11 protein-coding genes, 1 tRNA gene and 2 rRNA genes are annotated in these 11,604 nt (G+C 61.2%); 7 read left to right on the forward strand and 7 right to left on the reverse strand.

What is annotated here, in order from left to right; all coding sequences use genetic code 11:
- The first annotated feature begins 6 nt into the window (after positions 1 to 6).
- Positions 7 to 219 carry a hypothetical protein gene (locus tag QUV18_RS23460; RefSeq protein WP_300896599.1) on the forward strand — a complete coding sequence of 71 codons (213 nt, stop codon included), beginning with the start codon at positions 7 to 9 and terminating at the stop codon, positions 217 to 219.
- A gap of 69 nt (positions 220 to 288) precedes the next feature.
- A complete protein-coding gene (locus QUV18_RS23465; protein ID WP_300896600.1) occupies positions 289 to 1,743 on the forward strand; it encodes a hypothetical protein in 1,455 nt (484 codons plus the stop codon).
- A 75-nt stretch (positions 1,744 to 1,818) separates the two neighbouring features.
- Here the strand turns inward: QUV18_RS23465 and QUV18_RS23470 are convergent, their stop codons facing one another.
- Both QUV18_RS23470 and QUV18_RS23475 read right to left on the reverse strand, forming a co-directional pair.
- A complete protein-coding gene (locus QUV18_RS23470) occupies positions 1,819 to 2,805 on the reverse strand; it encodes an SUMF1/EgtB/PvdO family nonheme iron enzyme (protein ID WP_300896601.1) in 987 nt (328 codons plus the stop codon).
- Between the two features lie 16 nt (positions 2,806 to 2,821).
- Positions 2,822 to 4,498 (reverse strand): hypothetical protein, encoded by a 1,677-nt coding sequence (locus tag QUV18_RS23475; RefSeq protein WP_300896602.1) that lies wholly within the window; start codon positions 4,496 to 4,498, stop codon positions 2,822 to 2,824.
- Positions 4,499 to 4,977: 479 nt separating this feature from the next.
- Between QUV18_RS23475 and QUV18_RS23480 the strand changes: the two genes are divergently transcribed.
- Positions 4,978 to 5,988 (forward strand): autoinducer binding domain-containing protein, encoded by a 1,011-nt coding sequence (locus QUV18_RS23480; protein ID WP_300896603.1) that lies wholly within the window; start codon positions 4,978 to 4,980, stop codon positions 5,986 to 5,988.
- An 81-nt stretch (positions 5,989 to 6,069) separates the two neighbouring features.
- Here QUV18_RS23480 and QUV18_RS23485 read toward each other — a convergent pair whose 3' ends face one another.
- Both QUV18_RS23485 and QUV18_RS23490 read right to left on the reverse strand, forming a co-directional pair.
- Positions 6,070 to 6,612 (reverse strand): VOC family protein, encoded by a 543-nt coding sequence (locus QUV18_RS23485; RefSeq protein WP_300896604.1) that lies wholly within the window; start codon positions 6,610 to 6,612, stop codon positions 6,070 to 6,072.
- A 72-nt stretch (positions 6,613 to 6,684) separates the two neighbouring features.
- The gene (locus tag QUV18_RS23490; RefSeq protein WP_300896605.1) at positions 6,685 to 7,896 is read right to left on the reverse strand and encodes an MFS transporter; all 1,212 of its coding nucleotides are present in this window, start codon (positions 7,894 to 7,896) and stop codon (positions 6,685 to 6,687) included.
- 342 nt (positions 7,897 to 8,238) lie between these two features.
- Here QUV18_RS23490 and QUV18_RS23495 point away from each other — a divergent pair, with 342 nt between their 5' ends.
- The 4 genes from QUV18_RS23495 to arr all read left to right on the forward strand — a co-directional run bounded on the left by QUV18_RS23495 (position 8,239) and on the right by arr (position 10,782).
- The gene (locus QUV18_RS23495; protein ID WP_300896606.1) at positions 8,239 to 8,841 is read left to right on the forward strand and encodes a Crp/Fnr family transcriptional regulator; all 603 of its coding nucleotides are present in this window, start codon (positions 8,239 to 8,241) and stop codon (positions 8,839 to 8,841) included.
- 164 nt (positions 8,842 to 9,005) lie between these two features.
- Positions 9,006 to 9,437 carry a VOC family protein gene (locus QUV18_RS23500; protein WP_366914702.1) on the forward strand — a complete coding sequence of 144 codons (432 nt, stop codon included), beginning with the start codon at positions 9,006 to 9,008 and terminating at the stop codon, positions 9,435 to 9,437.
- Between the two features lie 15 nt (positions 9,438 to 9,452).
- Positions 9,453 to 10,316: an alpha/beta hydrolase gene (locus QUV18_RS23505; RefSeq protein WP_300896608.1), complete on the forward strand. Its 864-nt coding sequence runs from the start codon at positions 9,453 to 9,455 to the stop codon at positions 10,314 to 10,316.
- A gap of 52 nt (positions 10,317 to 10,368) precedes the next feature.
- The gene (arr, locus tag QUV18_RS23510; RefSeq protein WP_300896609.1) at positions 10,369 to 10,782 is read left to right on the forward strand and encodes an NAD(+)--rifampin ADP-ribosyltransferase; all 414 of its coding nucleotides are present in this window, start codon (positions 10,369 to 10,371) and stop codon (positions 10,780 to 10,782) included.
- Positions 10,783 to 11,106: 324 nt separating this feature from the next.
- Here the strand turns inward: arr and QUV18_RS23515 are convergent.
- The 3 genes from QUV18_RS23515 to QUV18_RS23525 all read right to left on the reverse strand — a co-directional run.
- Positions 11,107 to 11,183 (reverse strand) — tRNA-Met (locus QUV18_RS23515).
- A 79-nt stretch (positions 11,184 to 11,262) separates the two neighbouring features.
- A 5S ribosomal RNA gene (gene rrf / locus QUV18_RS23520) occupies positions 11,263 to 11,377 on the reverse strand.
- A gap of 80 nt (positions 11,378 to 11,457) precedes the next feature.
- A 23S ribosomal RNA gene (locus tag QUV18_RS23525) occupies positions 11,458 to 11,604 on the reverse strand; the annotation flags it as partial.

An 11,604-nucleotide genomic window follows, 5' to 3' on the forward strand; every position in this document is an offset into this window, starting at 1 on the left:
CAAAACATGACCGAACAAATTCATCAGGGCCAAGGCCCTCTGCCATATACCGATCAAATTGCCAGCCCTTCCGGCAAAAAGCTACTGGTCATTGCAGCGCAGATTGTCGTCACGACCGAAACAATGCCGCCGGCCTGCCCCGGCTTTCCCCGCGATCCGGCACAGTGCCGGCAAATGGCCGCGAAGCCTTGCCATTATGGGCGGGTTCCTGCCGTTTGACGTGGCGTCGAGACACCAACGTTGACCGGTTTATTGAAGCGTCAATTAATCGCTTCTAAGGGACAGTGCATGACAACCGAATCTGCAAACCAGCCGGAAACCTCGATGCCGCGCGATTTGCCCCGTCGTGCTGCGCCGAAAGGCGCGGCGATCGTCGGGGTCTATCTGCTGGGCATGACCGCCATCGCGGCCAGCGCCTACACGCTGCGCGACCAGGTTTTCACTGCACCCGCCATCGTCTCCGAAATCACCGACAGCCTGCCCCTGCCCGATGACCTCGCCGACCTCGATGTCGCGCCCCATCTCGGGCTCCTGTCCCGCCCGGCCGGCACGTCCGAGGCACCGAAAATGGCCTCGCTCAGCGCGCCCGACGCGCGCCTGACCGATGATCTCTTCTCGCCGCTGTCGCGCATTTTCGCGGGCAAGCCCTCGGTCACCCCGCCCGATCGGCCCGCCTTCGGACAGGAACCCTCGCTCGAAATCCTGCCCGACGGGACCGAGATCGCCGAACCGCTCGAGCTTGACGCGCTCACGCCGGCGGAACCGGGCATCGTCACCGCCTCCCTGCGCCCGCGCCTGCGCCCGCAGACGCTCGAGACCGGGCCGGCCGACACCCCCTCCGACCTCCGACTGGCCAGCCTGTCGCCCGCCCAGATGAAGGCGCTTCTGGCACCGGAAACTTCGGCCGAGCCCCCCGCGACCCCGCGCATCGCCAACAGCTCCGGCAAATGCCCCAGCCAACTGGCACGCGACATCCCCCGCCGCTCGGGCAGCGCCCGAGGCGCCCAGGCCGTGCTTGCCAGCGTCGCCAACGTCGATGGCGTCAAGCGTGACCAGACCGTGCTGCGTGAAATCCTCGGCGGCAACATGCCCGGCTTCATCCGCAACCTCGCGCCGGTCAACATCGGCGGCCGCGCCGCCGATGGCAGCAATGTCAGCATCACGCTCTGCGTAACGCCCGACTACCTCGCCCTGGGAAGCGACCGCGACTACGTGCGCGTACCACTCGGCCTGCGCGCCGCCACCCGCATCGGCGAGCAGTTCAACATGATCCTGCCCACCCCGCGCATGGTCGACACGATCTACCGCCAGGCCGACCTGCGCCTCTCGCCCCGCCCGATGACACCGGGGCCGCAGATGACCTCGACCAACTATTTCATGCGCCACAACGCCACGGTCGAGGCCCAGCGCCAGTCGGCCGGCGCCGCGCCGGGCACGCTGATTTCGGGGCACAAGAAAGACGTGGTACTGACGACGCGGCTGGCGTCCAACCGGGGCCGCGTGGCGATCTACGGCTGGCACCAGCGCAACGGCCAGCCGATCCAGCCGCTCAGCACGGTCCACGGCGCGGGCTATGCCGATTACAGCCACGGCGTCCGGCTGGTCAGCCGCACGGCCTTCCTGAATGGCAAGTCGATCGACCTGCGCACGCTGATGGCCGACCCGCGCTATGCCGGCCTGCTCAGCAGCGAAGGGCCGATCTCGGGGCCGAACCTGCGGATGGCGGCGCTCGCCTCCAACTGAGGCAAAATGCTGGTCTGACACGAAAAAGGCGCCCACATGGGCGCCTTTACTTTTCGTTAACCGGTTAACGAAACCTTACTTCACGTCCTTGAAGCAGCGGAAGCCCAAGTGGTAATTCCGGTGGCTGTTCGACGCCATCACCCGCCCGCCGTGCCAATAAGGCGCGCGCCAGCGGCTCCAGTGGGTATGCGCCCGCACCGTGTCCCAGATGAACCAGCTCCCCTTCATCTCGGTCACGCCCAGCTTGCGGCTGCCCCGGCTCGACATCTCGTCCGGCGACAGCGGCAGGTTCATGTGCTCGGCGGCATTGCCGTCGATATCGTAGACCCCCAGCGGGCTCTTGCAGGCCGGAAAGCTGCCCGCCGGATAGGTGTTGGACCCGCAGCCGGTGAAGCTCCCGCCATTGCAGCCGCCATTCTTGAAGCTGCCGGTGGCACAGACCCCGGCCTTCCACTGCGGCCCGATGGAATACCGCGCCGACGCCTGGTACTTGGCGTTATGCGCCGCCCGCGCCGCCTGCACGCTCCGCCCGAAGAAGTAATCCGGCGGCGTCAGCGCCCCGTGCGAAGCGCCTTCCCATTCATGCGCATCGCCGATCCGCTTGCCCTCGGCCCAGCACAGCTCGGCCGCCTCGTTCGCCTGCACCCATGTCACCGGGTACATCCCCGGCACGTTCGGATACTCGAACATGTCGGCGCACACCTTCGCGTCCCCCGGGCTCTCCGACGCCGGATCGTAGAGCGGCGCCATATAGGGCTCGCCACAGATCCGCTCGAACTCGGCATTGCGGTAATAGCTCTTCGGATCCTGCCCCAGCTTCGCCGCCAGCTGCTGCGGCGACAGCGGGTGGCGCGTCACCGCCGGGTTGCCCTGCCCCATGTAGCGCGACCCGGCAAAGATCGACCGGATCCGCTGCATCTCCGCCCCGCTCAGGCCCCGCGCGGCCTGCATTTCGCGGAACATCCTCTCGTTGTTGTCCTGAAGCGTCTGCGACTGTCCGGGCAGCCCCCCGATCATCACCAGAAGCCCCGCCGCAAGAACGGCCCTCGAACGTTTCAGCATGCGCTTTCCCCGATTTCTACTTTCTGAGCAGGTAAACAAAGTCACGATTGTCGGAGAAGCCGACGAAACGGGCGATCGGATGGCCGTCATTGCCCTGCGCATCCACCGCCGACATCCCGTTCACAAGGTGATGCGGCACCACGCGCCCCTCCTCGTTGGTATAGAGCGCCATGTAGGTGTGCTCCTGCGAGTTCATGTCGAGCAGCATGGCATGGTCACAGCCATAGGCCTGGAACGTTCTTGCCTGCGCCGAGGGCGTGGCCGAGGAGAAATAGGCGTAGATCAGGAACTTGCGGCCATTGACCTCCTTCATGCAGGCCCCGCCGCGCAACGTCCGCAGATCGGCCTCGGCCGAGCCGGACCAGTTGCCGCCAAGCCAGCTTGTCACCTGGTCGCCCGGCACGCCGTTCTCGATCAGCGGCACCCCGTTCTGGCGCGCGAAACGCACCCGCGGCAGCAGCTCGCGATCCGCCTCGGTCCAGGTCCGCATATGGATCGAACCGTCATCCAGCACGAAGATCGTCGACAGGCCCGGATGCAGCTTGCTGAAGATCACCCCGTTGGCCAGAAAGCCGTAATGGTGGCCGTAATTGGTGAACGCCTTGTCCCCGGCGCGCCACGCCCCGTGGTCCCGCTTGAACCCGCCGGCGAATGTCGCCGCCACCCGGTCGGTCAGCGCCGGGCTCAGCATCCCGGTCCGCACCACCGGGTCGGCCTGGTTGAACCCGTCCGGCCCCGGCAATTGCCAGTTCTTGCCCGCCCCGCTCGGCCGCGGCGACCAGCCAAGGCGCGGGTGATCGGTGCCCACCTCGTAGCCCAGCTCGAACTGCGACAGGTCGAACGCCACGAGATACACGTCGGCGCGGTTCTCCACGCCATCCAGCCAATGGGTCTCACCCTTGCGGTTCAGGATATCGGGGTGGATCATGCCGGGCTGCATCGCGCTGGCATAGATGCCGGGCGCGTCCTTCACGGCATACCAGCTTCCGGCCTGCATCCCGCCCTCGGCGCCGTCCAGCTCGAAGCCGAAATAGGCCCGGAAGACCGGATGCTGCGACAGGTTGGCCTTGCCGAGCGAGGCCGCCACCTCGCCGGAATCGCCCCCCGCGACCACTTCGCCCGACACCATGTAGGCGTCTTCATAAAACGATCCCTTGATGATCCCGACGATGCTCTCGCCGAAGATCACGTTGTCGCGCAGGAACTCCGCCACCGCCTCGCGGTTGCTCCGCGAGCCGCGCACATGGTTGCGCACGAATACCCGGTCATCGCAGATCGGCGCATAGGGCAGGCCCGAATTGACTGCCTTGTCCAGCTCCGAATTCCGCCCGTTCCACGGCGTGCAGCGTTCGACCAGCCCGTTATTCTCGAAGATCAGCGCCGGGCTGTCCGTCGTCCGAAGCGAGACGGTCGTCTCCTCCGGGTCGGTCAGTTCGAGGTGATAGGTCACCGTCTTGGTATGCCGGGCGACGGTGGTGACATCGAGCAGGAACCACGTATTGAACGCCGGGTTGAGCGAGGTCAGGGTGAATTCCGTCCCGTCCGCATCCTGCGTGGTGGCGGACCGCCGGAAAGGCTGAACCTCCCGGATCGACTTCGGCCTGTCGGCCTCGTACTCCGCCCATTGCTTTTCGAGAAGTGCTCCATCGGCCGATTCAAGATCCGTGGCCTCCGCGTGCGGCGCCGATCCCAAGGCAGCCGCAACAACCGCGGCGCCCGCGACCGTTTTCCAAAAATTCCTGATTTTAAACACCGAATCATCCCTTGCAATTGCCTGAAATACAGGCGTTTGCGTTTCCCCTGAAGGGTCCCCGAAAATGCAGGTGACGCCCCCCAAGCACACCGAACGGGATCATGCTATTGCGAGAGCGTTGTTTTCTCAAGATGTTGATCACCGCCCCGGTAAAAGCCACGGCGGCTGTTGCCGGGCTGCTTCGGGGCGAAGGGCGGCATCACCCGGGGAAATGCCCACCCTCCGACGCCCGGGCGAGACGGTCAGGCCGTTGGCACCGTGACTGTCACGAATTCCGTCGTCACTGAAATGCGGGCCCTCGGCCAGGCGCGGCGGGCGGGGAAACGCCGCTGGAGCTCCAGAGCGCAAGATTCTCTCGCAATTTCAACCTTTAATGATAGCTTGCCATTGAAGCGGAGACAGTGACCAATTGATCATCGATGACTGATGGTGAAGCGACGGAAAAGGCGTTTGGGAGACAGCTGGCGCTCTTTCGGAAAGATCGGCACGTCTCTCAACTATCCTTGTCGCTGGAAGCCGATGTCTCGACACGGCACATAAGCTTCCTCGAGACTGGTCGCTCTGCACCCACTCGCGAGATGATCGCGCGGCTGTCCGCGGCCCTTGGCCTCTGCCGGGTGGAACGCCTGAGTTTGATGCGTGCGGCCGGCTTTTGGGAACGGCCCGACACGCCGGGTGAAACCGCAGCATCACTGATCGGACATTCCGGTAACGACCTCGATGCGATGATCGCCATAGAATCTTCGGACGACACGTGCGATGCCATAGCGGTTGCGGCCGATGTGCTGGCGCGCATCGGGTTGGATCAGTTCTTTACGGGAACGATGCAGGCCGGCGGGGATGGCAGTACGGCGATCATCACCCATCATCACGTCACCCATGCGCCACTTGGGTGGATGCTGCACTACCGCGACCGTAACTATGTATCCATCGACCCCTTGGTGCGCACGACGGGCATGTGGCATTTGCCATTCTTCTGGAGCGACCTTCGCGGATCGAAAGAGATGAACGCACCGAAGGTCGGCCGGATGTTCAACGAGGGGCGCGAGTTCCGCATTTCGAATGGCTTCGTCATGCCCGTTCATCGTGCGGATGGCAGCGTACATGCACTTTCGGCGATGGCAGAAAAGATCGATGTCGCCGATCCCAAGGTGCGCTCGACTGCCAAGTCAGTCTCGATTGCCCTTCTGCACCGGCTCGATGAGCTGGGCCTTCCAGCGAGCGGAACACCTTTGTGCCTCGCCGATCAGGAACGCGACCTTCTCCTTTATGTTCTGGAAGGCAGATCACGGAGCGACATTGCCAGCCGGCTGCAATCCTCGGAGGAGAGCCATGACAGGTCCCTTGCTCAGGCTTGTGCGCGGTTCGGAACGAAAGAGCCCTTGGAGGCCGCGCTGCGCGCAAGACGTGCCGGACTACTCGTGGCCTGATCCAACTTGTCCGGGCAAGTTCCGGCACTGCTCACGATCGTGACGTTGGCACTTGTTCCAACGCGACGTTTCGATACCTGCCTACTTCGTCATGTACTGGTCCCAATATCCCGCCTTGGGTTCGATCTGCTGGACGATGTCGACCAACACACCGGCCGGGTCGCGGGTCATGAAGCGTCGCTGACCCCACTCTTCATCCGTCAACGGATAAACGATGGGGGCATCCGCCGCGATGAACCGTTCAAAGACTTCCGCAGCGTTTGAAACTTCGACGGTCAGGATCATACCCTTGCCGCCAAAACTTTCCGGGCCGGGCGGGTTCGACGGATGATCGGGGTGCATGAAGGCGAGCGTCGCGCCGCGGCTGCCCTCTTCTCCGGGACCAACCAGGTAGACGAACCAGCTTGCTTCGAACGCGACCTCGAAATCGAAATTTCTGACATAGAAATCGCGTGTTTCCTCTAACTGCGGCGTCGTGACGAGAGGGTAGAGATCGCGAACTTGCATGGCGGGTTTTCCTTGTGCGTGGGCGTGATTCAGCAAGCCGATGACGAGAAGAATCGCCGGAACGATGATGGAGAGAGCCTGACCCGGCCTCGCGGCAATCTTGCCAATGAACGTCATTCGGTTTCCTTCCTGAAGTGACGAGTGATCCTTGTTTGCCGGCAAACAATCAGGTGAGTTACCCCCGCTCAATTACGTTTCAGGTAATGCCTTCATCGCGTCATAGCTCGCGACCTTACGAAGGCCGCTGAGCAACGCGATCAGGAAGGACACGCTGAAAAGTCCTGTCACAACCCAAATCCCGGCTTCGGATGACCAGTGGCCGACGATGAGGCCGCCGCTCAAGGCACCCAGGGGCCGCACACCGTAGATGGCCGTCTGGATGACGGCATTGACCCGGCCCAACATCTCCTCGGGCGTTGCTACCTGGCGGACGGTGTTTTGGACAACGAGCCACATGGACGGGCCAAAACCGAGGAAGAAGAAGGCCGGATAGAGCACGATTTCAGGAGTCCGAACCGGTACCACAAGCAGCAGGAAGGATGCGGCAGCGGAACTTGCCGGACCGGCAATGAGAATGACATTCGGCGGCACCAAGGGTGCAATTCGCCCGATCACCCAAACGCCGGCAATGGCTGCGATGCCGAATGCCGCCATCGCGCCGGCAAAGAGAGAGGGGTCGCCCGCATAGAGCTCGATGATGGCGGGAACAAGCACAACCAGCAGGACGGCGAAAGCCAGGTTCCAGAATATGGCGCAGAGAGAGATCGGCCTGAGCAAGCCATGCCGAAGAACATACCTTCCGCCTGTCGCCAATCGCCCGAGGATCGCCCGCGCGGGAGATTTCGTGCGGGACATGTCAGGCAGTCTTCTGACGACCATCAACGCAACACAGGCCCCGGCCGCGGCGATCCAGAACGTAACGGCCGCAGTCGCGGCCGAAAGCACAAGGCTCATCACCATCGGCACGAGGAAGGACGCAAGCGCTCTCGGCAAGGACACGCGCGCATTGGCGGCCCCCAGTTTACCAACCTCGACAAGCTTCGGAATGGCGGAGAACGTCGCCAGTTCGTACAGGACGATCCCCAGTCCGGCCACGGCAATGGCCACTCCGAACAGGGGTACCTGTCCCGACGTCAAGGCCAGGCCAGCGGCACTGAAGCCCGCCAGCGCCAACAAGGTCGATGCGATGACGATCGATCTGAGTTGGAACTGGTCGATAACCAAACCGAACGGGATCGTCCCGATCAGGTAGGCGGATGACTGGCACGCGACGAGAATTCCGATGAGAGTCGGTTCGGCATCGAAAACAACCACTGCGACAATCGGCGCGGCCACCAGGGCGATTTGATCCGCGGCGTACATGAAACGTGCGGACATCACGAGACGGGACAAGGGCGTCATTCAACGGGGCTCCAGGCAGTTTCCCCGGAAACTACGAGTTCCGGGATTTCAAGCGACCCGTTTCTTGCTCGATAACGTAACAGGTTGCCGAAAAACGTTTTTTTGAAAATTGGTCGCTGCTATTTTTCGAGAGCACTTACCGAAAGGGTAATCATAGCTATTCCCCTTCACCGTGAACCTTTCGCTTTGAAGATGACGTGGTGAAAACGGGGCGCCGGTAGCGCTACGCAAAGCGTGGCAGCGATTACCTTGCGCGTAATCGACTCCCGTATCGAGAACCGCCAGATTCGAGCCCGATCAACTTGACCTTCGCGAGGGCGCCATGCCGCTCGGGTACACCAAATGACCGCAGAAACGTTCTTCGCGAAAATTCGCACATACGTGGACCTGCCAGCAAAGGCAGAACAAGCTTGGGCATCCCTTCTGAAGGAGAAGCGCTATGGCAAGGATGAGCCCTTCATCCGCGCCGGCGATGTGCCCACAACGTTTGCCTTCGTCGTCGACGGCTTGTTGTGCCAGCACTATGTTGGTCGCGAAGGCGAGATCGTCATCAAGTACTTCTTTCCCGAAAACCGCATCGCAGCCTCGGTCAGTGCTACGCTCCTGGGCGAGCCAAGCCTGTTCACGATCACGGCCATCGAAGATAGCAGCGTTCTTGAGTATGATTTTGCCGCCTTCAAGTCGCTTGTCAGCGAATATCCGGCCATTGCCGCATTCTATATCGAGTACATGGAACGGCACTGGATCATCGAGAAGGAACCGCTCGAGGTCTCGTTCCGCAAGGACAACGCGCTGCGGCGCTATCTCGATTTCGTTCGCAGGGAGCCGAACCTGCACAAGCGCCTCAAGCAGCATCACATCGCCGCCTGGCTAGGAATCACGCCGGAGAGTCTGAGCCGTCTCCGTCGGGCGATCGCCTACGCGCCGCCTGGAAAGAGAAGCTGACCGACAGATGTCACCGGGATGTCTTACCAAAGATCAATTCTTTTCCACCGAGCCGACCGTAAATCTCCGTGTCAGGCGATTGCCATGATGGTCATGGCGGTGCCTTCAGAACGCATATCCCCGTTTTCGATTCACGCAACAAAAGGAACTCCCAAGTGACCAAGATGATTTTTGTAAACCTGCCGGTGAAAGACCTTGCCGCTTCGACACGCTTCTACGCGGCTCTCGGGTGCGAGAAGAACGAACAATTCAGCGATGAATCGGCATCCAGCATGGTCTGGTCCGATACGATCACCCTGCAACTGCTCCAGGATGACTATTATTCCACCTTCACGTCGAAGAAGATCGCTGACGCGAAGGAGACCAGCGAGGTCCTCATCGCCCTGACGCGTGACAGCCGGGACGATGTGAACACGACTGTCGAAGCGGGCGCGGCTGCAGGCGGAACAGCCGATACTCGGGCGCCATTGGACATGGGCTTCATGTTCAACCGCGTTGTCGAAGATCCTGACGGCCATGTCCTCGAATTCGTATGGATGGACATGGCCGCCGCCGGTGACCTGTCCGAGGAAGCCCCGGACCACTCGGCTCAGTAATCAGGAGACAAGCACATGCCACGTTCTATTGTCATCGCACTGGCCCTCTTCGTCTGCTGTCCGGCAGCGGCCGAAGCGCAATCGACGGGCGAGCGCGTCGACGTCAACGGTATGGAGATGTACTATGAGGTCTCTGGTGAAGGCGAGCCGCTGATTGTCCTGCACGGTGCCTACATGAACATCCAGACAATGGGTGAAATCATTCCACGGCTCGCCGAGACCCACCGCGTATACGCATTGGAGTTTCAGGGGCACGGGCGGACGAACGACATCGACCGGCGGATCACCTATCAGAATCTCGCGGACGATGTGGCGGGGTTCATGGATGCCGTCGGTCTCGAGCGGGCGGATGTCTTCGGCTACTCGCTGGGCGGCACAGCCGGGTTGCAACTGGCGATCCGGCATCCGGAACGCGTGGAACGATTGGTCGCGGCGTCGGTGGCGTATGACATGCAGGGGATGCAACCCGACTATATCGCCTTTCTGCCGCAGCTTGCACCGGAGATGTTTGTTGGAACCCCGTTCGAAGAGGAATGGCGGCGCCTGGCTCCGGCCCCCGAAGGCTATCGCGCGCACGTGGAAAAGCTGATCGCGCTTGAGTTCGAGCCAATGGCATGGGCGGATGACGTTTCCGCCATCGAAACGCCAGTCCTGATTATTGCAGGTGACGCCGACATTGCGACACTTGAACATACCGTTGCCCTGTTCGGCCTGCTGGGCGGCGGGGTGATGGGGGACATGGGAAAACCGCTCCCGGCCTCGCGCCTGGCGGTTCTTCCTGCAACGTCCCATACCGCTGTAATCGGGCAAACCGATCTGCTGCACGCTATCATCGAACCATTCCTTCAGGATCAAACGCCCAGAGGTATGTTCGAATAGATCTCTTGCGCGTAAGCGCCCCAGTAAGCCCAATGAAAGAAGAAGAGCAAGAATGTCCCACCCTGCCAAAGTCTTCACGCAAGCATACTTTCATGGCACCAAGGCCAATCTGCGGCCGGGAGACCTGATCTCGGTTGGATATGGATCGAATTTCAGGGTCGAGGCACTTGCATGGGTGTACTTTACGTCGACCATGGATACGGCCATCTGGGGCGCCGAACTTGCACGCGGCAACACAGCTGAACGGATTTACGTGGTGGAAGCCTTGGGCGAAGTCGTCGATGATCCCAATTTGACGGACAAGAAGTTCCCCGGAAATCCGTCCTTGTCCTATCGCTCGCGCCAGCCGTTGCGCGTGATCGCGGAAGTCGTGGGATGGCAAGGGCACACCGAAGAACAGGTCCGGCAAATGAGGGAGGGACTCGCCCGGCTTGCTGCGGAGGGAAAAGACCACATCATAGATTAGGCGGGCGTATCATGTAGAAGATTGTTGGAATTTTTCCGGTGATCTTCCAGCACGGCAACGTAGAGGCGCACATGGTCCTGGGGCTTCTCCACCACGTTCGGGGCTCGGGGGTAACTGTTTCCGAACTCCACGCGGATGACGTGTTCTAAGGTGATCGGCGCTTCCGCCAAACCAAATCGAGTTAGTCGATTTGAATGGAAAGTCTGACGAATGCAGGAAACAGCCGATCTTCGCGCCGCAGGGCGATCCCGTCCTTGGAATTCTTCGGCTTTCCATACAAACGAACAACCCCGCCGGGTCAGGCGGGGTTATCGCAAGTAGATTTGGTTGCGGGAGCAGGATTTGAACCTGCGACCTTCAGGTTATGAGCCTGACGAGCTACCAGACTGCTCCATCCCGCGCCATTGCGTTGGACCGCCTCGAATTGTCTGGAATGTGAGGCGGCATCGTAAGAGAGATACCAATCAAGGGTCTTGCTAGGTTTGGCGGCGACCTACTCTCCCACGTCTTGAGACGCAGTACCATTGGCGCTAAGGCACTTAACGGCCGGGTTCGGGATGGGACCGGGTGTTTTGCTCTTGCTATGACCACCAAACCAAGAAAAACCCTTGAATTCCAAGTCAGTACACTTCGGTGTATGCTTTTGGTCCAGCCAAAGTCTGGCTTTTACTGGATCAAATCAAGCCTATTGGACAATTAGTACCGGTCAACTGAACGCGTTGCCGCGCTTACATCTCCGGCCTATCGACGTGGTCGTCTACCACGGTCCTCAGGGATACCTTGTTTTGAGGGGGGCTTCCCGCTTAGATGCCTTCAGCGGTT

Source organism: Roseovarius sp., assembly GCF_030373445.1.
Lineage (GTDB): Bacteria > Pseudomonadota > Alphaproteobacteria > Rhodobacterales > Rhodobacteraceae > Roseovarius.

Excerpts from the sequence above, each read along its gene's own strand:
- QUV18_RS23460 (WP_300896599.1), top strand. The coding sequence starts at position 7 with ATGACCGAACAAATTCATCAGGGCCAAGGCCCTCTGCCATATACCGAT.
- QUV18_RS23465 (WP_300896600.1), top strand. The coding sequence starts at position 289 with ATGACAACCGAATCTGCAAACCAGCCGGAAACCTCGATGCCGCGCGAT.
- QUV18_RS23470 (WP_300896601.1), bottom strand. The coding sequence starts at position 2,805 with ATGCTGAAACGTTCGAGGGCCGTTCTTGCGGCGGGGCTTCTGGTGATG.
- QUV18_RS23480 (WP_300896603.1), top strand. The coding sequence starts at position 4,978 with ATGACTGATGGTGAAGCGACGGAAAAGGCGTTTGGGAGACAGCTGGCG.
- QUV18_RS23485 (WP_300896604.1), bottom strand. The coding sequence starts at position 6,612 with ATGACGTTCATTGGCAAGATTGCCGCGAGGCCGGGTCAGGCTCTCTCC.
- QUV18_RS23490 (WP_300896605.1), bottom strand. The coding sequence starts at position 7,896 with ATGACGCCCTTGTCCCGTCTCGTGATGTCCGCACGTTTCATGTACGCC.
- QUV18_RS23495 (WP_300896606.1), top strand. The coding sequence starts at position 8,239 with ATGACCGCAGAAACGTTCTTCGCGAAAATTCGCACATACGTGGACCTG.
- QUV18_RS23500 (WP_366914702.1), top strand. The coding sequence starts at position 9,006 with ATGATTTTTGTAAACCTGCCGGTGAAAGACCTTGCCGCTTCGACACGC.
- QUV18_RS23505 (WP_300896608.1), top strand. The coding sequence starts at position 9,453 with ATGCCACGTTCTATTGTCATCGCACTGGCCCTCTTCGTCTGCTGTCCG.
- arr (WP_300896609.1), top strand. The coding sequence starts at position 10,369 with ATGTCCCACCCTGCCAAAGTCTTCACGCAAGCATACTTTCATGGCACC.